Source organism: Zhaonella formicivorans, from assembly GCF_004353525.1.
In the GTDB taxonomy this organism is placed as follows: Bacteria; Bacillota; DUOV01; order DUOV01; family Zhaonellaceae; genus Zhaonella; species Zhaonella formicivorans.
The window spans coordinates 3,290,476-3,314,304 of the sequence record NZ_CP085524.1 but is presented as its reverse complement, the minus strand read 5'-3'; the positions used below and the strand labels follow the sequence as shown (position 1 = coordinate 3,314,304).

At 46.1% G+C, this 23,829-nt stretch carries 20 protein-coding genes and 2 pseudogenes; all 22 read right to left on the bottom strand.

Features of this window, described 5'->3' with window-relative positions; translation table 11 throughout:
- Positions 1–298 precede the first annotated feature (298 nt).
- The 22 genes and pseudogenes from EYS13_RS16135 to tsaD all read right to left on the bottom strand — a co-directional run bounded on the left by EYS13_RS16135 (position 299) and on the right by tsaD (position 23,584).
- The gene (locus EYS13_RS16135) at positions 299–925 is read right to left on the bottom strand and encodes a cyclodeaminase/cyclohydrolase family protein (protein ID WP_227764734.1); all 627 of its coding nucleotides are present in this window, start codon (positions 923–925) and stop codon (positions 299–301) included.
- Between the two features lie 11 nt (positions 926–936).
- Positions 937–1,839 carry a glutamate formimidoyltransferase gene (gene ftcD, locus EYS13_RS16130; RefSeq protein ID WP_227764732.1) on the bottom strand — a complete coding sequence of 301 codons (903 nt, stop codon included), beginning with the start codon at positions 1,837–1,839 and terminating at the stop codon, positions 937–939.
- Positions 1,840–1,855: 16 nt separating this feature from the next.
- Positions 1,856–2,563, bottom strand: coding sequence for an ABC transporter ATP-binding protein (locus tag EYS13_RS16125; protein WP_227764730.1), 708 nt, complete (start codon positions 2,561–2,563; stop codon positions 1,856–1,858).
- Complete coding sequence (locus EYS13_RS16120) at positions 2,563–3,330, bottom strand: ABC transporter ATP-binding protein (RefSeq protein WP_227764728.1); 768 nt, start codon at positions 3,328–3,330, stop codon at positions 2,563–2,565. The genes EYS13_RS16125 and EYS13_RS16120 overlap by 1 nt, the downstream gene beginning before the upstream one ends.
- Complete coding sequence (locus tag EYS13_RS16115) at positions 3,263–4,381, bottom strand: branched-chain amino acid ABC transporter permease (RefSeq protein WP_227764726.1); 1,119 nt, start codon at positions 4,379–4,381, stop codon at positions 3,263–3,265. Before EYS13_RS16115 ends, EYS13_RS16120 begins: the two co-directional genes overlap by 68 nt.
- Positions 4,382–4,395: 14 nt before the next feature.
- Positions 4,396–5,268, bottom strand: a complete 873-nt coding sequence (locus EYS13_RS16110) for a branched-chain amino acid ABC transporter permease (RefSeq protein WP_227764724.1) — start codon at positions 5,266–5,268, stop codon at positions 4,396–4,398.
- Positions 5,269–5,332: 64 nt separating this feature from the next.
- Complete coding sequence (locus tag EYS13_RS16105; RefSeq protein ID WP_227764722.1) at positions 5,333–6,475, bottom strand: ABC transporter substrate-binding protein; 1,143 nt, start codon at positions 6,473–6,475, stop codon at positions 5,333–5,335.
- A 253-nt stretch (positions 6,476–6,728) separates the two neighbouring features.
- Entirely contained in the window at positions 6,729–8,084 is a 1,356-nt protein-coding gene (locus EYS13_RS16100; RefSeq protein WP_227764721.1) for a sigma-54-dependent transcriptional regulator, read from the bottom strand.
- Positions 8,077–10,065, bottom strand: a complete 1,989-nt coding sequence (locus EYS13_RS16095; RefSeq protein WP_227764719.1) for a transporter substrate-binding domain-containing protein — start codon at positions 10,063–10,065, stop codon at positions 8,077–8,079. The genes EYS13_RS16100 and EYS13_RS16095 overlap by 8 nt, the downstream gene beginning before the upstream one ends.
- A gap of 119 nt (positions 10,066–10,184) precedes the next feature.
- A complete protein-coding gene (locus tag EYS13_RS16090; RefSeq protein WP_227764717.1) occupies positions 10,185–10,847 on the bottom strand; it encodes a poly-gamma-glutamate hydrolase family protein in 663 nt (220 codons plus the stop codon).
- Between the two features lie 453 nt (positions 10,848–11,300).
- On the bottom strand, positions 11,301–13,985 hold the full coding sequence (fdhF, locus tag EYS13_RS16085) for a formate dehydrogenase subunit alpha (RefSeq protein ID WP_227768000.1): 2,685 nt from the start codon (positions 13,983–13,985) through the stop codon (positions 11,301–11,303).
- Between the two features lie 204 nt (positions 13,986–14,189).
- A complete protein-coding gene (locus EYS13_RS16080; RefSeq protein WP_227764715.1) occupies positions 14,190–15,113 on the bottom strand; it encodes an NADH-quinone oxidoreductase subunit G in 924 nt (307 codons plus the stop codon).
- A gap of 12 nt (positions 15,114–15,125) precedes the next feature.
- A complete protein-coding gene (nuoF, locus tag EYS13_RS16075; RefSeq protein ID WP_227764713.1) occupies positions 15,126–16,901 on the bottom strand; it encodes an NADH-quinone oxidoreductase subunit NuoF in 1,776 nt (591 codons plus the stop codon).
- Positions 16,902–16,914: 13 nt separating this feature from the next.
- Positions 16,915–17,274 (bottom strand): annotated as a pseudogene (nuoE, locus tag EYS13_RS16070) (NADH-quinone oxidoreductase subunit NuoE); the annotation flags it as partial.
- A 223-nt stretch (positions 17,275–17,497) separates the two neighbouring features.
- Positions 17,498–18,004: a transposase gene (locus EYS13_RS16690; protein ID WP_423055288.1), complete on the bottom strand. Its 507-nt coding sequence runs from the start codon at positions 18,002–18,004 to the stop codon at positions 17,498–17,500.
- A pseudogene (locus tag EYS13_RS16685) lies at positions 17,895–18,796 on the bottom strand (IS1380 family transposase). The gene EYS13_RS16690 and the pseudogene EYS13_RS16685 overlap by 110 nt, the downstream one beginning before the upstream one ends.
- 192 nt (positions 18,797–18,988) lie before the next feature.
- Positions 18,989–19,132 (bottom strand): NAD(P)H-dependent oxidoreductase subunit E, encoded by a 144-nt coding sequence (locus tag EYS13_RS16060; RefSeq protein WP_227764712.1) that lies wholly within the window; start codon positions 19,130–19,132, stop codon positions 18,989–18,991.
- A gap of 20 nt (positions 19,133–19,152) precedes the next feature.
- On the bottom strand, positions 19,153–19,728 hold the full coding sequence (locus EYS13_RS16055) for a 5-formyltetrahydrofolate cyclo-ligase (protein ID WP_227764710.1): 576 nt from the start codon (positions 19,726–19,728) through the stop codon (positions 19,153–19,155).
- 548 nt (positions 19,729–20,276) lie between these two features.
- Positions 20,277–21,626, bottom strand: a complete 1,350-nt coding sequence (locus EYS13_RS16050) for a DUF512 domain-containing protein (protein ID WP_227764708.1) — start codon at positions 21,624–21,626, stop codon at positions 20,277–20,279.
- Between the two features lie 5 nt (positions 21,627–21,631).
- Positions 21,632–21,862 carry a thioredoxin family protein gene (locus tag EYS13_RS16045; protein WP_227764705.1) on the bottom strand — a complete coding sequence of 77 codons (231 nt, stop codon included), beginning with the start codon at positions 21,860–21,862 and terminating at the stop codon, positions 21,632–21,634.
- A gap of 15 nt (positions 21,863–21,877) precedes the next feature.
- Positions 21,878–22,066 (bottom strand): hypothetical protein, encoded by a 189-nt coding sequence (locus tag EYS13_RS16040; protein WP_227764703.1) that lies wholly within the window; start codon positions 22,064–22,066, stop codon positions 21,878–21,880.
- 501 nt (positions 22,067–22,567) lie between these two features.
- Complete coding sequence (gene tsaD / locus EYS13_RS16035) at positions 22,568–23,584, bottom strand: tRNA (adenosine(37)-N6)-threonylcarbamoyltransferase complex transferase subunit TsaD (protein ID WP_227764701.1); 1,017 nt, start codon at positions 23,582–23,584, stop codon at positions 22,568–22,570.
- Positions 23,585–23,829: the final 245 nt, after the last annotated feature.

Here is a 23,829-nt window from a genome sequence, read left to right as displayed (position 1 = left end):
CCCTATCCCCTCCCTGGAAGAATATTATAGATTTCTCTATAATTCCACAAATTCCTCCAGAAAGTGCCATTTTCGCCAACTTCGCTATTTGTACTGTTTTGCTCTTCCGCTAATTTACGTCAAAGCAACCTTTGGCTGAATCTTTAGAGCACCCGGATGGCAAATGACTGTAGGCTAACGAGCAGCATGGACGCTGCGGGAGTATGGGAGCATTAGGGGACGTTAACGGTACAGTTATCTTCAAATAAAAAAGTAGCAAGTGACTGATAAAGACAGCCACTTGCTATAAGTTACCATCTTACAATTTATTTTCCACAATTTCGTTTGCTTTTTTATACCACGTTTTTCCTTCTTCCCTTAACCCCTCTAACTTGCTGTACAGCTTCTGCTTCAGTGTTTCATCCTTTAAGTAGGGCAAATTAATGCGCACATTGAGGATAGCTCCTTCCATACCGGCCAGAGCTATGTTGGCTGCAACCCCGGCATCGCTCAGCGCATTTTGGTTACCTTTTGCAGCTATTTCCGGTATTAATTTTAATATCTCCACACATGCTTCAACGACAGAAAAAGGAACATCTATAGCCTGGCAATAAGCATCCTGAATAGCCTGGCTTCTAATGGCCTTTTCCTCTTCAGTACCTTTGGGCAGCTTGAATGCCACCATTACCTGATTGAAGGCCTCCGTATCCAAATCTATAGACCGCCGGAGTCTTGCCTGCAGCTCTGCAGCAGTGCTTTTAATCCGGCTAAACTCCTCTGCTACTTCCTGGTACTTTTCCTTGCCCAGTGTAAGGTTGCAGACCATTTCACACAAAGCAGCAGCATTAGCAGCAGCCAATGCGCTGACACTGCCTCCGCCCGGCGCGGGAGACTCTGAAGCCAGCTCTGCCAAAAACTCTTCCACAGACATTTTGACTAGTTCCACCTGTATGCCTCCTATAGACCGATTAGATGGTTATCGATAATTTGCTCCCGTTTGAAGTTTTCAAGTTGCAAGTAATGTTCGGCCACTATCACTAAAGCTTCCTGGGGCAGAGTACCTACAATCTCTGTTCCTACTACAGGCACACCGTACCGGGCCGCCTCCATTTTAACTAATTCATAAGTACGGTAGATAGGGGTCTGCTCGTAATCAAACATGTTCATGGAAACAACTACCTGGTTCCTCTCTTCAAACTTAAGTCCTACTGCCCGCACTGTGGAAAAACCGCCGCTGGGCCCACGCACAATTTTGGCGATGGCCTTTGCTATTTCCAACCGGTCGGTTCCCAGGATCACGTTAAAAGCAACCAGTGGCCTGGTTCCCGCACTGACAATTACTGCTCCGGCCGTGGGGTGCAATGCCGCCGGGCCAATATCCGGTGACCTTTCCGGTGTATGGGCTACTAATTTCAATCCCTCGTACTGGCCTTTCCTAATATAGTCCAAGCTTTTGCGCTCGGGAGTCCGGGCGTTCTCTCCCGAAAAATATACCGGAACATTAAGTTTTTCATATATCTGACGTCCTATTGTTTCCGCCAGCTCTTTACACTCCTCAAGAGTAATGTTTTTGAGGGGGAAGATGGGGATTGTATCTTGCGCCCCAATGCGGGGGTGATTGCCCGTTTGCTCCTCCATATTGATCAACTTGACTGAAGTGGCTGTCATGTCAAGCAAAGCCTCCAGCATGGGTTCCGGCTCACCTATAGCCTCGATTACAGTCCTGTTAAAATCAGCATCGGGGAAATATCCCATCAGTTTAACCCCAGGCCGGTTGCGGAAATTATCTACTACCGCTTCTATCACTTCTAAGCGACGCCCTTCGCTAAAGTTAGGCACTGCATGAATATATTTTTTCATTGCTAATAACCTCCTTTTATTCTTCACCTAAATATGCTTTACGCACTCTATCATCTTGCAATAGCTCATGTCCTGCTCCCGAAAAGGCGATTTCACCGGTTTCAATCACATAACCGGTATGGGCGATTTCAAGAGCAATATTGGCATTCTGCTCAACCAACAGTACTGTTAACCCTTTGCTGTTTAAATCTTTGATGCATTGGAAAATCTCTTCAACTACAATTGGCGCCAAACCCATGGAAGGCTCGTCGAGCATTAACAGCTTGGGTCGGGCCATTAAAGCGCGGCCAATGGCAAGCATCTGCTGCTCCCCGCCGCTTAAAGTTCCTCCCATCTGTTTAGCACGTTCTTTCAACCTGGGAAAAAGGTTATAGACGTATTCAAGGTCTGCGGCTATACCTTGTTTGTCATTGCGCAGATAAGCCCCCATCAGCAAATTCTCTTGAACATTTAAACGTACAAAAATACGTCTTCCTTCCGGCACCTGGCTAATGCCCATGGCCACTATCCGTTCCGAAGGTGCGCCCGAGATTTCTTGCCCTTGAAAAACAATGCTCCCCTGTTGCACTTTAACCAGCCCGGAAATAGCTTTTAAGGTGGTAGTCTTCCCGGCACCATTGCTTCCGATCAGAGTAACGATCTGTCCTTCTTTTACTTCAAAGGAAATGCCTTTTAGAGCATGAATACTGCCATAATAAGTGTTGAGGTTTTGGACTTTCAGCATTAAGCAGCACCTCCCCTGCCCAGGTAAGCTCTAATTACCCTTTCATTGCGCTGTATTTCCTGGGGGAGACCGTCTGCAATCTTGTTGCCGTAATCCAGCACTACCACCCGGTCAGAAATCCCCATCACCAGTTTCATATCATGCTCGATCAAAAGTACGGTCAGCCCCCTCTTTTGAATTTTCCTGATGAGGGCTTGCATTTCTTTCTTTTCCTGCGTGTTCATCCCTGCCGCAGGCTCATCCAACAAAAGCAGCTTGGGGTCAGTAGCCAAGGCCCTGACAATTTCTACCCGCCGTTGATCTCCGTAAGGCAAACTGGTAGCTATTTCATCTTTCTTATTCTCCAGACCAACAAAGTCAAGCAGTTCCAATGCTTTTTCCCGTACAGCGTTTTCCTCGGCCTTAACTTTTGGCGGTGAAAAGATCGCTCCCAGTAAGCCGGTTTGAGTACGGCAATACTGCCCAACCATCACATTCTCCAGCACCGTCATACTGCTAAAGAGGCGAATATTTTGAAAGGTTCGCCCGATGCCCAAGGCAGTAACCTGAAACGGGCGCATCTTCTTTAAAACCTGCCCTGAAAATCTGATCTCACCCGCAGTAGGTTCATACAGTCCCGTAATTAAATTAAAAAAAGTTGTTTTGCCGGCACCATTTGGTCCTATTAAACCTACGATCTCTCCACAGGTTATATGAAAATCAACATTGTTTACTGCCACTAAGCCTCCGAAAGATTTGGTAACCCCTTTTGTCTCCAGTATGTGCACCGGATTCACCTCCTTTTAAGCTGGCCACACTGATCATTCCCTGGGGCCGAATAATCATCATCAAGATCAGCAGCAAGCCATAGATAGCATAGCGATAAGTAGCTATATCCCGTAATGTTTCCGGGAGTATTGTCAATACCGTCGCTCCCACGATTACTCCGGGAATGCTGCCTACTCCGCCTAATACCACCATGCACAGGATCACAACCGACTCCATGTATGTGAAGTTATCAGGGTTAACATAATGGATAAAGGAAGCAAAAAAGCTGCCTGCCATACCGGCAATTGTCGCACCCAGTACAAAAGCAAGTACTTTCAGATTGGTTGAATTGATGCCCATAGCTTCGGCAGCTATTTCATCATCCCTGACTGCGATTAATCCCCTGCCCAGCCTGGAACGCCAGAGGCGGTAAGAAATAAATACTGTTAAAACTGCTAACAGTAATAGTAAATAGTAATAAGCAGTACTGCTCCGTAAAACCATACCAAAAACACCGGGGGAAGGAATGCCCGGAATCCCTGCAGGGCCCCTGGTTACCTCAGTCCAGTTTACTAAAACTAAACGTACAATTTCTCCAAAACCTATTGTAGTAATAGCTAAGTAATCACCTTTTAATCTCAATGTCGGAATACCCAGAATGAACCCAAAACAAGCAGCAACTACTGCACTAATCAATAATGCCAGCCAAAAGGACAAATGCATATTTACAGTCAATAAGGCAGTTACATAAGCTCCTATGCCATAGAAAGCGGAGTGGCCCATAGAGAGCTGACCGGCAAAACCCAGCACAAAATTTAAACTCAAAGCCAAAACTATATACAGCAGCACGATTATGCTGGTCCTTAAAACATAGGGCTGTCCTGCCACCAGTAAGGGCCAGGTAAAAATCAAAATGACTATACCTGCCAACAGTAATCGCTTTGCACTGGCATTCAGCTGCGTAAAACGAATGGTACCCCAGTCAAAGATTTTCGACAGCAGTTTAATCAGCAGGAAAAGGGCACCGGTGGCTAAAAACAGATTTATCAGCACCTGAAATACATGAGCCATAACTTCTACCCCCTTTACACCTTTTCCCGAACTGATTTGCCAAAGAGCCCTGCCGGTTTGACCAACAAAATAAAGATAAGTATTATAAAGGCAATAGCGTCACGATAACCGGAAGAAATATATGCTGCTCCGAGACTTTCGGCTAAACCCATGATAATACCGCCGAGCATTGCTCCCGGAATACTGCCGATACCTCCAATTACTGCTGCTACAAATGCTTTTAAGCCCGGAACAAAACCCATCATAGGAAAAACAGCTTTATAATACATCCCAACCAATATTCCGGCAGCTGCACCTAACGCAGAACCCAAAGCGAAGGTAAAATAAACAATACGGTTGGTGTTAATTCCCATCAGCTTGGCTGCATTCATATCCTGGGCTGTGCAACGCATAGCCCGTCCAAGCTTGGTATACTGGACAATATATGTTAGCACTGCCATCAGCACGATACCGGTTCCTAATATAATCAGCTGTAAAGTTGACAAGGTAAAACCGAAAGCGCGGTAAACCTGGTTATTGATTACTTGCGGAAAGGACTGGGTTTCAGGCCCCCAGACCAGCATGGCAAAATTCTCTAAGAATATAGCAGCACCAATGGCGCAGAGAAATAAATTAATTCTGGGAGCATTAAAAACCGGTCGGTAAGCAAAACGTGCAAGCATTAGCCCTACCAAAGCAGCTCCTGCCATACCAAACAAGAAAGCTATAAATAGCGGCAGCTTGAAAACTGCAAAACCGGTTAAGGCAAAAAAAGCACCCATCATATAAATATCTCCATGAGCAAAATTGATCAGGCTAATAATGCCGTAAACCATGGTGAAACCTATGGCAGTAAGAGCATAAATGCTGCCTAGGGCCAGTCCGTTGCTCACTTGCTCCATAAACATGTTCTCTCACCCCTTTTTTCATTTAATTGTGGTGGGGAGCACACCTCCCCACCACCTTAAGACATTAGGGCTGTACCTCAGCAGGGACAATCTTGCCGTTTTTAACAGTGAGGATAATGATACCGCGAGTTACATCATTTTTATCATCAAAGGAAATGGGGCCGGCCACACCGGGAAAATCTTTTACTTCGTCCAGGTATTTTTTAATGCCTTCCCGCGTAGCACCGTTTTTCGAAATAGCTTCGAGGATAAGCTTGGCGGAATCATAAGCTAACGCCGCATAAGTGTCGGGCTCTTTGTTATACTTTTCTTTAAAAGCCTTCACAAACTCTTCCGTACCCGGGAACTTTACCTCGGGATGGAAGAAACCCGTAAACAAAATGCCTTCCACAGCTTGACCGCCCAATTTAATTAATTCTTCTGAACTAATGCCTTCAGTCCCTAACATTGGAACATTTAATCCTAACGAACGGCTTTGTTGAGCAATTAAAGCAGTCTCCACATAATATCCGGCTATAAACAACAAGTCGGGGTTTTTAGCCTTGATCTTGGTGATCTGGGGGCTGAAATCTTTTGATTGCCCTTCAAAATAAGTCTCAGTGGCAACTACCTTTCCACCCAATTCATTAAACGCTTTGCTGAAGTCATTCATTAAACCGTTGCCAAAATCGTTAGCAGTGTAAAGAATTGCAACGCGCCGTTTGCCCATTTTCTCATAGGCATATTTTGCTAAATGTTGTGCCTGGGCCGTATCGGTTAATGAAATGCGGTAGACATGCGGAGTTGACCCGTCAGTAATAGCTTTGTTAACGGAATCAGTAATGACCGGAATACCGGCAGCTTCATAAATGCCTCTGGCAGCCAGAGTACAAGAGCTGTTCCAGTGACCAATCACGGCCAGCACCCTGTCATCGGCGGCAAATTTTTGGGCCACGTTGGGAGCTTCTTTGGGGTTACCCGTATCATCTCCCACTAAGAGCTTTACCTGAGCCCCATTAATCCCACCGGCGGCGTTTACTTCGTCCAGAGCCAGCTGAATGGCCTTGACTTTCATATCGCCAAACTGGGCAGAGTCGCCCGTCATTGGGTTAGCGCTGGCCAAATAAATCTCCGAAGGCTTGTCGCCGCTCTGCCCGCCTGAACCCCCACAACCTGCAACCAAGCTAAGGATCAGCAGCAGTATTAACAAGTAACTTAATTTTTTCATACTTTACCTCCCCGTTTAGTTTTTTTTGCTAAGTGCGACGCCGGCAAGTCCCACTTTTTAACACCCTTTATTTGCAAAAGCCATGCCAAACAGCAAAAAACCGTCAAAATTGACGGTTTAGCTAAAATATTCCCGTATACCACAGGAACAAATTTCGTTAAATAATGTTGCAAAGCGCCATAATATCCCTAATTACCGCCTTTTACAGGTTTGCGGAAATTTGTTTCCTTCCGGAAATTAGTTCCTTAAATAATTATTCGTTTTTTAAATACTGTTTAATCTTTGTACGCAAATGCCTTTCACTCATCCCCAGCACTTTAGCTGTCTGGTAGCGGTTGCCCTGAAAATGGTCCAAAGTTGCTAAAATAAGTTTTCGTTCCGCCTCCGCTAAAGATTCTCCTATATATACAGGGATCCAGTCTTTATTTGAAGAGAAATTGAAACCACCGGCAATTTCTTTGGGCAAGTCATGGACTTGAATAACATCCTTTTCTGCCAGTGCCACTGCCCTTTCAATTACATTTTCCAATTCCCTAACGTTTCCGGGGTAACTGTAATTTTCCAGTAAAGCGACAGCATTAGGACTGATGCCCGTTACATTTTTATTGAAGAGTCGGCTGTACTTCTGGATGAAATGTCTGGCCAACACCGGTATATCCTCTCTGCGTTCCCGGAGGGGCGGCATTTGAACAGAGATCACATTCAGGCGAAAATATAAATCCTCCCTGAAATTTCCTTTTTTTACCTCTTCACTGAGGTTTTTATTTGTTGCTGCAATAAACCTTACATCAACCGGGATTGATTTTTCACAGCCCAGGGGAGTAACCTTTTTTTCCTGGATCACCCGCAGGAGTTTAGCCTGTAAAGCTAACTCCATCTCGCCTATCTCATCAAAAAAGAGAGTACCACCATGGGCGAGTTCCAATTTGCCTTTCCGTTTTTGATTGGCCCCGGTGAAAGCCCCTTTTTCATAACCGAACAATTCACTCTCCAACAAGTTATAGGGGATAGCGGCACAATTGATAATTTCCAGAGGGCCCGAAGCCCTTTTGCCCGAATAGTGGATTGCTTTGGCAACCACTTCTTTGCCCGTACCGCTTTCCCCCGTAATTAACACATTGATATCAATATCTTTGATCTTGTCAACCAGTTCAAAAACATTCGCAATGGCTTTACTTTTGCCCACTACCCGTCCGGTTCCGTACTTTTCATCCAGTTCTTTAGTCAAATGGGCAACCCTGTCCGCAAGGTTTTGGTAATCTAATGCTTTAGCAATCAACACTCGCAGCCCGGGTAAATCTAAAGGCTTGGTAACATAATAATAAGCACCTCTTTGCATTGCTTCAACTGAGGATTGAATACTGCCATAGGCCGTCATGGCAATTACAGGTATACCTTGGTATTCCTGTTTGATAGCCTGCAGGACCTCTAATCCGTCATATTCCCCTAATCGTTGGTCCAGTAGTACTAAGGAAATATTCCTACAGTTTAGAAGCTCCATACCCTCGGGTACACTGGTAGTGCAGTAAACCTTATACTCATCTTCCAGGGCAAATTGCAACGCGGCTAAAATTGCAGGCTCGTCATCTATTACAAGAATGTTATGCATGTTGTTTCTCCCCCTCCTCCGGAGCCGCCGGCAAATAAATAGTTGCAGTAGTACCTTCTCCCGAATTGCTTGTATAGCAAATCCTCCCTCCGTTGTCCTTTAATAGTTGATAACATATGGCCAGCCCCAGTCCATATCCGCCGGGTTTCAGCGTATAAAACGGATCAAAAATTTTATCCAAAGCCTCAGGCGGAATGCCACAGCCATTATCTTGAATTTTGAGTATTACCTGGCTGCCCTGTTTACAGCCCGTAATAGCGATCATACCACCGTCTCCCACTGCTTCTATGCTGTTTAACAAAATATTGATAAGTACTTGCTTGATCTGCTGCCCATCAGCCCAAAAAGCTGCCGGCTCATAATCGGTCGTCATCTCAATACGCTTTTGCTTGATGTGGGCAGCAAACAAGGTAAATACTTCTCGGATAAGTTCCGATAACTCAACTCGCTGCGGGGTGATAGGCTTTGGCCTGGCATAATCCAGCAAAACGCTGACAATATTGTTTAATCTCTGCATTTCCTGGGGCACAGTGGCAATTATTTGCTGGCGAAAGTTAGGATTGTCAAATTTGATGGGCAACAGGTCAATATAAGCTTTGATTGCCGTTAAAGGATTCCTGAGCTCATGGGCTATACCAGCCGCCAACGTGCCAAGAGCCTGCATTTTGTCATTTTGATACAGCGCATCTTTCAACTTTTTCTCCTCGGTATAATCATGTAACACTAAAATAACTCCTTCCACTGCCCCTTCAGGTCCCTTGATAGGGCTTAAGCTGCAATTTATAAAGCGCCTTTCAGTTTGGCTTTTTACCCATTCCAAATCCCTGCGCCAGACAGTACCGGTCAAAGCCTTGTTTAATACGTCACTGCCCAACTTTTGGCCTAAGCCCAAATCCCCCCAGGTTAAACCGGGTGATATCTCTTTTCCTAATAAAGCTTTAGCCGCAGAGTTGGCTGTCAGAACCTGGCCTTGCTGGTTAAAAGTAATGATGGCGTCCAGAGTACTTTCTAAGATTTTACCCCGCAAACGGTTGCTCTGCTCCAATTTCAACTGGCGGGCATATAATTCGTCGTTGGCAGAGGCTAATTCCTGAGTCCTCCGCTCTACTTCTCTTTTTAAACCCCTGTTCCAGGACATTGTTGCAATGATCATGCCCAAAGTAAGCAGCAACACTATAATGGCAGCAGCCAGCAAACGCTTCCAAAAACGGCTGGCATCAACAAAAGTTTCCCCAAACCATTTGCGGTAGATTTTGTCGTAAGTTCCGTTCGCTTTGATGGCAGCAATCCCCTGGTTTAACAAAGCCAGGGTTTGTGTATTCCCTTTCAACACTGCCGAGCAATATTCAGTGGAGTAGAGCGGTTCCCCCACAATCTTAATTTTGTCAAACTGTCTTTCCTTTTGCAGAATGTAAAGTCCCGTCAAACGGTTACCTACAAATGCTTCCACTTCACCTGTCAGCAGTGCTTTCAATGCTTCTTCCTGATCGTCTTTGATTATGGGTATTACCTCTGGTATACTCCGGAGGAGTTCACTGCTAATATCGCCTGCTTGAAAGGCTACCGGCATCCCCGCCAGATCCTTTAATTCCGTTACATAGTTGGTCTCCTTGCGTACAAAAATTGCCTGGGAATTGACCACCAGCGCCTCGGTAAAAGCAAACCTTTCTTCCCTGATCTTGCTCTTGGTCATACCTTGAATTGCATCTACCTGTCCGTTCTCTAATGCCACCAGCGCCTCCTGCCAAGTCATGGGTATGAGCTCGATATCCATTCCTAATTCAATGGCCACGGCCCGCATGATATCAACATTAAACCCTTTATACATCCCGTTATCGTCAACATACTCATAGGGCGGATAATTTTCATCACCTGCAATGCGGATGGTATGACTGGGGGTGGCCTGAACTTGTAATGGAAATAAAAGGCAATAAATGATTAGACAAAACAAAGTGGCGCATAACCTCTTCGTGATCTGCATAAATTCACCTCTAGGCTTTGTTTTAACCAAGGCTAAAAGAGGAACAATGCATAGGCGTAGTAAGAATGTTGAAATGATGAGGTGGTAGGAATGGGATGTGTTTTTTAAGTGACTACTGGTTAATCCTTGCAAATATTTTCGCTGTTTTCACGGTCAATACCTGTCGAAAATTGGTGTAAATTTCTGTATAATTCTATCCCCTGCCGGACGGCTTGCACAAAGTCATGAAAGAGCGGGGTGAGGATTTGACGGCCCTCAGGAGTCCATAAATCCGCAAAGAATTTGTAACGCAGGCCCGAAGATATCTCCAGCTGCACCCCTTGCTTTTGGAGGTTGCGATTGCAGATGTTCTTAGGATGAATGCCTTTATATTTGCCATTCTTTTTGACATTAAACCCATTCTGCTTTAACGACTTAGCTATAAAATACTTAAGCCTCTTGTCCAGGCCACCCAGGCAAACAATCTCCTGCCAGTCCCGGAAACCATGGATAGTTACAGTAGCCAGAGAATCCCTGACAAGAGCAAGAGCTTTTGGCTCATCGAAGTTGTGGCTGGTGATATGCAAATCCCGGGGATTGTCTTCTTTAAGGCCAATGAAACTGTAGTAAGTATGCTCGTCACCGGCTACAGCCCTGGCGATTTCCGTCGTTCCAAATTCAATATTGCCGCCGTGGGGAGATACAATTGCAATGCCGCTGCTACCCTCAGATACCTCTATTGTAAAATCTCTATCCACCATTTCATTCTGTTTAAGTTCATAAAAGCTATTGTATTTATCCAAGCTTGCCTCCGGTAAAGTTTATTCACATTATTGTACTATTTTATCAGGCAAAGAAAAATTCCTTCTAAAGACACTACTTTTTATATCAAGCAAAACCTGCCCTCAATAAAACAATAAGAAAAACACACCCGAGTAAGGTGTGTCCATAGATAGCTTTAATCTAACGACCGGAAAAAGGATTTTCCCGTAGGGTTACAACCCTGGCAATTGCAGCAGGGAGCCAGCTGAGGGAGCTTAAATCTATAGGTACAACGAAAACAGCTTGGAACCTGGTCAGTTTCAATGAATCTATAACTTTTACCTTGAATAATCTCTTCCACTTTGAAGAATCCCTCCTCTAAGCATTAGTATGTTAAAGTCCCAATAATTAATGCAGCATTACAAAAAAGCAGGCTCATCCCGAAATTATAAAAACAGGAGGCGCGGCTGGCTTCGCCTCCTTTAACAGTTCCATTATGCCCCTAATTTTTCCAATTTCACCGCACAAACCTTATATTCAGGAATCTTAGCTTTTGGGTCGCGGGCGGAGTTAGTCAACTTATTGATTGCTGCTTCCCAGAAGTGGAAGGAGGCAAAAACCAGTCCTTCCGGAACTATATCAGTAATTTTCACTTTAACTTCTACCTCGCCACGACGGGAAATTACCTTGATCTTTTCACCGTCAGTTATGCCCAATTTACAAGCATCTTGCGGGTTCAGTTCCAACAGTTCCTCGGGAACTAAAATTTCAATGCCTGTTCTTCTGGTCATGGTACCTGTATGGTAATGATGCAATCTTCTGCCGGTGCTTAAGATAAAGGGATACTCAGCATTGGGCTGCTCGTTGGGTGGAACATGGCCGACAGCGCTAAACTTACCCAAGCCGCGGGCAAATTTTCCTTGATGAAGTATAGGCGTCCCCGGATGGTCAGCAGTGGGACAAGGCCACTGTAAACTACCTTGTTCCAAACGGGCATGGGAAATGCCCCCATAGCTTGGTGTAACGCGGGCTATTTCCTCCATAATTTCGGCCGGGCTGCTATACAGGAAATTACCTCCCAAGCGGTTGGCAATTTCCGAGATAATTTTCCAGTCAGGTTTAGCCTGGCCTATAGGCTCAATAGCCTGGCGCACCAACTGCACCCTGCGCTCCGTATTGGAGAAAGTACCGCTCTTTTCGGCAAAGCTGGCTGCGGGTAAAACTACATCTGCCAAACGAGCTGTCTCTGTTAAAAAGATATCCTGCACCACCAGGAATTCCAGGTGCTTCAAGGCACTGATTACATGGTTGGCATCAGGGTCACTTAAGGCAGGGTTTTCCCCGATAATATACATGCCCCTAACTTTTCCTTCGTGAGCTCCGTCCATCATCTCGCCAACAGTCAAACCTTCCTTGCCTGAAAGCTGAACACCCCAGGCCGCTTCAAATTTGGCTTTGATGGCGGGATCCTCGACCTTTTGATAGCCGGGGTAGTAGTTGGGCAAAGCACCCATGTCACAAGCGCCTTGCACGTTGTTTTGGCCCCGTAACGGGCAAACACCGTTATAAGGTTTGCCAATATGGCCTGTTAAAAGGGCCAGGTTGGCAATAGCCAAAACGTTATCAGTGCCGCAAATATGCTGGGTAATACCCATGGTATAAAGGATCATGGCATTTTCCGCCTTAGCATACCTGCGGGCAGCTTCCCTGATTTTTGCCGCAGGGACTCCCGTCAAACTTTCCGCATATTCGGGAGAATATTTCGCTACCGCTTGTTTGACATCCTCAAATCCTTCCGTGCGACCGGCTACAAATTCTTTGTCATACAAATCTTCGCTGATAATCACGTTGGCCATGGCATTTAAAAGGGCCAGGTCGGAGCCAGCCTGATGCTGAATAAAGATGTCGGCCATTTCCGCCATTTCAGTTTTACGCGGATCGGCCACCACTAACGTTGCCCCCTTGTTTAAGGCTTTACGCACTTTCAAGCTGATTATGGGATGAGTCTCAGTAGTATTGGTACCGATAGCAAAAATAAAGTCAGTTTCTGCTATTTCCGCAATAGAGTTAGTCATGGCACCACTACCGAACGCTATCGCCAGACCGGCGACGGTGGCAGAGTGTCAGAGACGGGCGCAGTGATCGATATTGTTAGTACCGAAGACTGCACGGGTCAGTTTATTGGCCAAATAATTCTCTTCGTTGGTGCATCTGGCTGAACTCAAGACAGCCAATGCGTCAGGACCGTATTCCTTTTTTATACTGGAGAATTTTTCAGCCACCAGGTCTAATGCTTCCTCCCAGGTGGCGGGCACCAGCTCTCCGTCCTTTTTAATGAGCGGCTGGGTAAGCCGGTCCGGATGGTGGATGAAGTTGTAGCCGAAACGCCCTTTTACGCACAGGGCCCGGCCATTCACTTCAGCTTCGGGAGTAGAGGTAACGCCCACCACCCTGCCGTCTTTGACATTCAGGTCAAAGGTACAGCCGGTTCCACAGTAAGGACAGGTAGTGCGAACTTTAGTTAATTCCCATTTGCGACCTTTGCCCTTCATCTGTTTTTCTGTCAAAGCGCCCACCGGGCAAACGGCTACGCAGCTGCCGCAGAAGACACAGTTTGACTCTTCCAGCGGTAAATCCATAGCAGTGGCAACCTTGGTGTTAAATCCGCGGTTAGCAAAGTCAATGATATTCCTGCCCTGCACTTCGGCACAGGCCCTTACACACTTGCCGCAGAGAATGCATTTATTATAGTCTCTTTGAATAAATGGGTTGGCAGCATCAATGGGGTAGCTATGCTTTTCGCCCATATCGGAAAAACGCACTCCATATTCGTAGGCATATTCCTGCAAGCTGCATTCCCCCGACTTGGCGCAGGTCAAACAGTCATTGGGGTGATTGGCTAAAAGCAGCTCCAGGATGGTTTTGCGGGCCTCGATTACCGCAGGGGAATGGGTATAGACCTCCATTCCTTCGCTGACTTGAGTCACGCAGGAAGCCGGCAAGTTCCTCATGTTCTTGATCTCTACCACGCACAGGCGGCAGGCGCCAGGGTTGGATAGCTCTTCGTCGTGACAGAGAGTAGGGATGTTAATTCCGTGCATCCTGGCTGCCTCAAGAACTGTTGTCCCTGCCGGAACTGTCACTTGTTGCCCGTTTAAGGTTAAGGTAACGTTTTGCACCACGTTTCCCTCCTCTTCTTATGCTAATACTGTACTACTTACGGGTCCGCCAACAGCCGTCAGCCGGCAGCCATCAGCTATTCTTAAGCTCCAAAACTTGGTTATTCTCTAAAGACCAAACTACAACCTGAAAAATTTTTTTAGCTGATGGCTGATAACTGATAGCTGAAAGCTAACAGCTAATGGCTGGCAGCTGTGCTGCCCTTATTCCACTTTCTTCAGCTTTTCGAAAACGGGACCGAGGCCCAGTGCCTCTGCCCAATCTACCGGTATAAACTCTCCGTCCACTTTTAAAAGGGGCTTGTCAACACAATCAGGGTTATGCACGAAATTTAACCCCAGGCGACCTTTCAGGCACAGCGGTCGTCCGGGAGCAGCCCCTTTGGCCACTACGCCCACAACTTTGCCGTTTTTCCTATAGAGGAAGAATTCACAACCCGCTTCACAGAAAGTACAGGTAACCGGTTCTTTCTCCATCTCCCAGCGGCGGCCTTTCCCTGCCATTTCTTTGGGCAGCAACGCTCCCACCGGGCAGACAGCAACACAGTTATGACAGTATACACAATCTGAATCACAGAATGGCAAATCAAAAGCGGTAGTGACCTTGGTATTAAATCCCCGGTTAGTAAATTCCAGCACATTTGCCCCTTTAATTTCCGCGCAAGCCCGGACACATTTGCCACAGAGAATGCATTTATTGTTATCCCTGATAATATAGGGATTAGATTCGTCCAGCTCATAAGTGTGGCGCTCGCCTTCGAAACCGGAATTGGTAATCTCGTATTCATAGCAGTAATCCTGGAGCTTGCAGTCGCCACTTTTTTCACAGGTCAGGCAGTCCAAGGGGTGGTTAGCCAAAAGCAGTTCCAGAATGGTTTTGCGGGCCTCGATAACTGCCGGGGAATGGGTGTGGACAACCATTCCCTCGGTGGCGTGAGTCACACAAGAGGCAGGAAGATTTCTCATGCCCTCAATTTCCACCACGCACAGCCGGCAGGCACCGGGGCTGGACAGCCTTTCATCGTGACAAAGGGTCGGGATTTTTATTCCGGCCTGGCGAGCTGCTTGCAAAACGGTGGTACCCGGTTCAACCTGTACCACTTGGCCATCAATCGTCAGTTTAATCATGGCCGGACCTCCTTACCCTTTTAAAATTGCATTGAATCTGCATTTTTCATAGCAAGAGCCGCACTTGGTACACTTGCTCTGGTCGATAATATGGGCTTCTTTCACCTTGCCGGAAATCGCTCCCACAGGGCAACTCCTGGCGCATCTGGTACAACCTGTGCACTTGTCAGCAATAATTTCATATTTTATTAGCTCTTTACATACTCCGGCCGGGCAGCGTTTCTCCTGAATATGGGCCTCATACTCGTGCCTGAAGTATTTCAAGGTGGTTAAGACCGGGTTAGGCGCAGTTTGTCCCAAACCGCAGAGAGCCGTGGATTTGATCACCTTGCCCAGACGCTCCAGCAAAGCGATATCCTCCATGGTGCCCCGGCCTTCGGTAATTTTAGTTAAGATCTCCAGCATCCGCTTGGTGCCTTCCCGGCAGGGAGTACACTTGCCGCAGGACTCAGCCTGGGTAAACTTTAAGAAGAAACGGGCCACGTCAACCATACAGGTTTCCTCATCCATGACCACCAAACCGCCGGAACCCATCATGGCTCCTGCCTGAGTCAAGGAATCATAATCTACCGGCAAATCCAGGAGATCTGCAGGCAGGCAGCCGCCGGAGGGACCACCGATCTGTACGGCTTTAAATTCCTTGTCGTTTTGGATGCCGCCGCCGATCTCAAAGATGATTTCCCGCATAGTAATGCCCATGGGAACTTCGGCCAAACCGGTATTCTTCACTTTACCGGTTAAGGCAAAAACCTTGGTCCCTTTGCTTTTCTCGGTGCCGATGCCGGCGTACCAGTCGGCGCCGTAGCGCAAAATGCTGGGTACGTTGGCATAAGTTTCCACGTTGTTGATATTAGTTGGTTTTTCCCATAAACCTTTCACCGCAGGGAAAGGAGGACGGACACGGGGCATACCCCTGTTGCCTTCGATGGACATCAGGAGTGCTGTCTCCTCACCGCAGACGAAAGCTCCGGCCCCCGCCTTGATATGCAGCTTGAAATTAAAACCTGTTCCCATGATGTTATCGCCTAAAAAGCCCCGCTTCTCGGCCTGGGCAATGGCGATGCGCAAACGTTCGGTAGCCAGCGGATACTCTGCCCGGACATAGATATAGCCCTCATCAGCGCCAATAGCATAAGCAGCGATGGCCATACCTTCGATTACCGCATGGGGATCGCCTTCCAGCACGCTCCTGTCCATGAATGCACCCGGGTCACCCTCGTCAGCATTACAAACTACATATTTCTTGTCGCCGGGAGACTTGTAAGTAAATTCCCATTTCATTCCCGTGGGGAAACCGGCGCCACCCCGGCCCCTCAAACCTGATTTTTTAACCTCGGCAATAACTTCCTCCCGGCTCATGGAAGTCAAAGCTTTACGCAAACCTTCATACCCTTCATTGGCCAGGTAATGGTCGATATTTTCAGGATCGATATGGCCGCAATTTTTCAGCACATTCCGCTGCTGCAGTTTATAAAAAGTAATATCCTTATAGGTTTTTACCGGCTCCTGAGTAACCGGATCCTTAAACAGGAGCCGTTCAACCACTTCCCCTTGTTTTAAGTGCTTTTCAATAATTTCAGCTACATCTTCCTCTGCCACACGGCAGTAGAATACACCGTCAGGCTCGACAATCACAATGGGGCCCTGCTCGCAGAAACCGTGACAACCGGTTACACATATTTCAAAATCTATCCCCTGTTTTTGCATCTCTTCCTTCAGCCTGTTAGTAACCTTGCGGGATCCTGAAGAAACACATCCTGTACCGGCACAAATTAAAACACGCTTCATGCTTCCACCTCCTCTATTCATACTGGGCTAAAATTTTAGCCACAGATTCCTTGGTCAAACGACCATGGGTATCATCGTTAATCATCATTACAGGCGCTAAACCGCAAGCGCCAAGACAGGCAACAGATTCCAGGGTAAAACGCAGATCTTCTGTCGTTTCCCCGTCTTTGATTTTCAGGATATCCTGAATTTCCTGGAAGATCTTGGCGCCGCCGCGCACATGACAAGCTGTGCCCTGGCAGACACGGATCACATATTTTCCTCTGGGTTTTAAGTGGAATTGGGCATAAAATGTAACCACACCATAAACTTTGGAAAGGGGTATCTTCAATTCCTTGCTGATCTTTTCCAGAACTTCTTTAGGTAAATACCCATTCTGAAATATTCATAGCCATAATAGGCCATGGAAATTTTGTAACAAAATGGTGTTAAGATATATCTTGCTTTCTCATGTTGGCCCTGTAACCTGTTGTAAAAAACACGCACAAGGCATTGATATGGTATACGATGTAAGAGATGCATAAAACTGGATGATTTGAAGCTATAGCTGCCCCTTGTTCCTTAATTATGGCTTAAAAACTAGTTTTTTTAGTAATTTATTCATTTACTAAACAAGGCAAACTGCTTATATTTTGCAAGGTTTGTATAAATGAATTTTGGTATATATAAGAGCTGCATAACTTCCAGGTCCAGTAGCGAGCGGAACGTACCAGTTTCCCTGCAATTTTGATTAATTTCAACCGCAGTGTCTCCATTCGGTTTGGTTTCATTGGTTCAGGCAAGCACAACCTACGAAACCAGTTGTTAAAGTTGTATGCCAACATGGATAACTGCAGTTTTACTGCATTGGATTCAAAGTTAGTGCTGCTAAGTTTGTGACAAGCGAATCCATTTTTGGCTTCCTTAATAAAGTTTTCCATATGTCCACGTTGACAGTAAAAACGAACGATATTACGCGGTTGTAGTTCCATGTTTGTCACGATAAACGTGAATTCAAAGAACAATTGTCCAGCAGGCCGTTCCATTTTGACAACAACGCGGCGGGGCACGATCCCAACTAGTAGCTTGATACAGAAATTCCCGGTAGTGGACTTGCCTTTCATGCAGTCTTTCAGGGTTTAATACTTGGTCCGCCATGGACTGTGCAACAGATTGAAGACGAGCATTGGCTTTTAAGCGAATTACATATTTATGACCCTTGGTTTCTACTAGTTTAAAGAGTTCTGGAACGGCAAAACCACTATCTGCGCGCAAAACAATTAAAGGATTGCTAACCCAAGCCTCATACCTTTTAAGGAGTGGACCGACAAATCGCACCACCTGACGAGAAGTATATACGTTGCCAGCACGAAGCTCGGCTTTAAGGCAATCACCTGTTAGTCCATCAAAACAAAATAGAGGGTGAAACCCCCACTCTTGATAATGAGAATTGAAGTTTGCTCCATATTGATTACCGTAAGCAGTAAAGCCGGAAGAATCAAGATCCATAACAAACTGGTCTTGGGGTTTAAGCATATATACTCGCTTTTGTAAGATTTCATTAATATGTTCCAATGATTTTGCAGTTGCAATATTCGCTTTTTCATTGAACCGGGAGATTGTTGGCTGCGAGGCCAAGCGCTTTTTCCCAGTATAGCGGTGAGTAGGGGTTCTTCGCTTAAGTCATCCGCATGATCATCAGCGTGATAACCAGCAAGATGCTGATAAAGCTTTTGGATAACCACATCACTATTAGGATGATCTCGGTGCATAACAGGGTCATCAACTACCAGCATTTTTTCAACAGTTTCTGAAAGGCCGAGTTTATAATCAAATTCCTTATACAATAACAACCCTGCATCTGAAGTTAGGTCGCCACCATTGAAATTAACTTTTATTCGGGAGTTGAAGTTCATGCTATATTCCTGTACACTTTTCATAAGAAGAGTCCTCCTTTGGTAAAGGTTGGTTTGCCAACACCATTACAATACCAAAGTTTGGGCTCTTTTTCCATGCTTTCATTTCACTTAATGGGTGATATGCTAAAGGCTTATTAATTCTTATTGCACTAAGGTTTTAAAGCTCAACAGATTTTTTATATGAATATTTCAGGACCCATAAATGTCTTGGGCAGCCTGCAAAACCGGGATTAAAGCCCCTTTAGTTCCCCGGTATTTGGCAAATACCTCTTCCAAACTTTTTTCTTTTTCAGTAGCCTCTGGGGCTCCGCCACAGCACTGGCACTGACTCATATAAAGCCAACCTCCTTTTTTTAAAAACCTCTGCACTTGATAATTCTTTTTTCGGTAATAATAAGATCAACCTTTTTGTCATGCGGCTCAGCATACACCTGGTCAGTAATTTGCAGTTCAAAAGCCAAAGCAACCTTAAGTACCTCCGGTCGCAGGCGCTCTAAAAAGCGGTCATAATAACCGGCTCCGTATCCTAAACGGTTGCCCTGCTCATCAAAGGCAACACCAGGTATAAGTACCAAATCAATTTCTTCAGGAGCAACGGGGCAAAAGAGTTCAGGCTTAGGCTCCAGAATGCCATAGGCTCCCGGTACCAGGTCCCCGGGGTAATTTTTGATTTCTGCCGGTATAATCTTAACTTCCTTCCGGTCGCTTACCGGAATCAGCAAGCGTTTTCCTCCGGCCAGAACCCGGGTAATGATCTGCCCCGTGTCAACTTCGTTCCGAAAGGCCAAATAAGCCATAACAGTCATTGCCTGCTTAAATTCATTCAAGGCAACCACTTGCCGAGCAATGATGCTGCTTTTCTCCTGCACACTTTCCTGGCTTAAGGCTTGCCTTTCCGCCATGATCCGGCGGCGTAATTCTTTTTTCACTATTCACCCCCCTAGGCTACCTAAAAGTAAAGAGCGGGTCTCTCCCGCCATCGCTCATTCATTACAAAACTTACGCTATATTAAAAATTAAAAATATTTTAAAACAGCAACCGCCAGCAGCCAATCTCGGTTTTAACGACAACCATAGCTTAGAACCTTTCATAAACAATTTAATTATTAGCGCATTATTAAAGTGTAACTTAATTTATAAAGAGAGAAATTTGACATAAATAAAAAATATCCTGCTGTTTAAACTAAAATTAATTAAATTTTACAAGAAATAATTATGGGAAATAAATTGTTGCCAACCCTCGTTTTCAGAAATTTGATACTTTCGACGCAAAAAATAAATGAGGACAAAGTAGTCCTCATCACAGCTTGTAGACAAAGCCAGCATGTATTATTTCGCTCTGGACAAGCTCCTACGCCGTAACCGGCAGCATAGCTGCCGACGGCTGGGGAAACCAGTCCCGCTCCATAATACATGCTGGCTGTTAATAGTTTGTCGACAGTCTGAAATGAGGACAAAGTAGTCCTCATCATTTTGCCTAGATAATAATCACGGGTATACCGGTAAGTTCTTGCAATTCCCAATAAGAACGGCCTGTCAGGTCCTGCCCCCGGTGGTCGAAAGCCTTTGCAGGCAGTACTAGCAAATCATATTTGTTTTTGGCTTCAGTCCCCATTTTCAGCCAGTGCTTTTGAAAATCTTCAACTGTTAATAACCCGGCGGTAATTATGGAACCGCCAAAAAAATCATTGGCTGCCTGCTGGACTTCAACTCCTGCTTCCGGTGCAATTTTTTGTAAACTCTCCTTTACAACCCGGTAACCCGCCTGGGAAGCAAGAAGCAAAGGCGACCCGGCTCCCGCCTTGCGTACGTTCTGAATGATCGTTTCGGCCTCTTCCCGGCTGAGATCATATTCCATAACTAAACCGGAGGGCTCATTATTGTTTTTAATTAATGTGAGAGCGAACTGCTCCTTCCCCCGCCTCACATGAATTTCAGCTTTTCCTGCGGCCAGAAGCTTATGAAAAGCATCAACCCTGGAAAAAGGGGGTTCGTTGTTAATGGCAAGGATGACATCACCTGGCCAAAGCCCCGCCTCTGCTGCGGGTGATCCTTTTATTACCCCGCCAACCTCAGGGTTTAAATCCGCCAAATGGGGAGGCTCCAACGTCAGCGGCGTGCTTATTTGCTGCTTATGCTTAACCACAAACTCGGACAGTTGTTCCCATAACCCGGGCGGAAAGCGCAGTCCGGCAGGGGCTAACCTTGTATACCCCGGCAAGAAAATGCGAATGGTTTTTGCCCCGGATCTGTCTAAGGCCAAAACAGTGTCGTGCAAGTCCTCCCAGCCAACTATCCAGGGCATGGCCACCAAACTGCCATGGAAAGCAAGTCCTGCTTCAGCCAGCATTTTCAGTAAACCCTGTCCCGGCCCGCGACGGTCAGCCATCAGTTTCAGCCTACCTTGCCGCGAAACGCTGTTGAGGGATAAATACAGTTCCACCGGAGACAATTTCACCAGCTCAGCTATAATTTCAGGAGTCAAGAGACTGCCGTTGGTGGTTAATTGCAGCGGCGTCCTGGGAAACCGCCGGCGCAAATATTGTAAGACAGGAATAATCTCCGGGTGGGTAAAAGGCTCGCCTTCACTGATTTTAGTGGCCGACTCACCGATAATTATTTTTCGGGTTCCATCCAGGTATTCGGCATATTCTTTGACTTGCTCAAGGCTTAACTCTTCAACATAATACGTTGTTACGCCCGGAGGGTTTTGGCGGTGGCTGCAAAAAATGCAGTGCACGTTGCATTTGGAGGTAATGGTCAAGATGTTATGTTGTCTAGCAGCAAACAGAATAAAATGCTCCGGTGCTTTTTTCCACCCCTCCACTCTTTTCACTCCCGGTCTAAAAGTGAGACCAGCCGGTCCTCCAAAACAGCACCGTCTATCCAGCCTTCGAGTTGTTTGACCATGTCACCGCTTTGATCCAAAAATAACATTGTGGGCAGAAAACGGATGTTAAAATCCTCCGCCAGCTTGTAACCCTGCTCCGTGTTGACATCAACCACAATAAACCTGATTTGTTCCCCATATTTTTTCTCCAGAGCCATAATCACGGGCTCCAATTCTTTACAAACACTTCAAGTTTCAGAATAGAATTCTACAAAAGCAGGAACCTTTTCAGCCTTTGCTTCCGCCAAAGCGCCCTGATAATCGGAGTACCTCTGGTGCAAAGACTCCTGGGCAGTGGAACTAAACGAAACGTAAACCACAAAAACAGCTATGGCTGCCACCAGCCCCAAAATAACCAGTCTAGCTTTAGTTGACATAATCCTCCCCCTTAATCTGAAAATTATCCACAAATAATCCACAAGCACCGATCCTTGCGCCCTCTATGTTAAGCCCACTTATCCACATTTACCCCTGTTTTGCCCGGGCCAACGGGAACAAGTGTGCCTTTTTATTTTCCACAGCAAACCAAGCCAGTTTTCTCAAGTTATTAACAGGTTTATGCACATTATCCACAGCTTTTCATCCACAAAACAGCAGTTCCCTTGTGTATAACTTGTCCACCTTATCCACTGGCAATGACCTACGGTCAAGTCGTTAGTTGTTAGCTATCAGCTGTCAGATATCAGTTGTCAGCCATCAGCTCCCAGCAATTAGCCGTTGGCTTCCAATTTACTAATGACTAGTGCTCATGGCTTTATAAGTCCGCCCAAGCCATACATATGACTAAAAACTAATGACGAGCGACTATTGACTCGGCGTCAGCCGGTGCCAAGGACTAAGGACGCGGCTTTTACCGATTGTGATGACTGATGACTCTCTTAGCAGAGGGCCAGGCTGGGCACAGCATTTAAATCCAAATCCGAGGTTTTGCCCTGCAAATACTGAAAATACGCGGCGCAGCCAATCATGGCTGCATTATCTGTACAGTAAATAAGGTCGGGGAAAATCACTTCAATTCCCCTGGCTTTTGCTTTATTTTGCAACAGCTGCCGCAGCCTGCTGTTTGCCGCCACTCCTCCGGCCAAAGTTATAGTTTTGGCCCCCTTTAATTCCGCGGCATTTACCGTTTTGGTTGCCAACACCTCCACCACCGCCTCCTGAAAGCTGGCAGCCACATCGGCTGCATTCACCTCTTCCCCCAGCTGGTTCGCCCTATGCAAGTAATTCAAAACGCTTGATTTGAGCCCGCTGAAACTAAAATCCAAGCTGCCCTCTTCTAACCAGGCTCTGGGAAAATTGATGGCCTCCGGATTTCCTGCTCTAGCTGCTCTTTCAATAAATGGTCCCCCTGGATAACCCAGCTTTAAAGCCCTGGCAATCTTATCAAACGCTTCCCCTGCAGCATCGTCCCTGGTGGAGCCCATAAGCTCCAGCTGTCCATGGTCCTTCCAGTAGATCAAGCTAGTGTGTCCCCCTGAAACCACCAGGCACACTACCGGCAGTTCCAAGTTGGGCTTAGTTAAAAAGTTGGCATAAATATGACCTGCCAGGTGATGTACGCCGATTAGGGGCTTGTCCAAAGCATAGGCCATAGCTTTGGCAGTGGAAACCCCCACCAGGAGCGCCCCTACCAACCCTGGACCATAGGTAACAGCTATGGCATCCAACTCGTGTAGCAGTTTGCCTGCCTTGTCCAGCGCCTCCTGCACTACAGGTGTGATATTCTCCAAATGCTTGCGGGATGCTATTTCCGGCACTACACCGCCAAACTTCTGATGAGTCGCTATCTGGGAAGAAATGATGTTAGACGCTACTTTGATTCCGTCAATAACTACCGCAGCCGAAGTCTCGTCGCAGGAAGTCTCCAAGGCAAGAATAGTACAGTTTTCTGGCATAAAACACAATCCTCTCTCAAGTAGAAAATACCAGCTTATTTCAACAAAGGTTACAAATTCTTTTCACTTGTAGTATAACAAGAATTCGCTGTAAAACGAATTGTTGTATCAAAATTTTATTGTATTTTAACAGTTTAAACACAACCATGCTTGGCACAAGCATTTTCTTTTTCAGATAAATTATAGTAAACAGCAGGGAAATCCGCAAACGCGTATAATAATTAGTAATGTCTGGGGGTAAATAA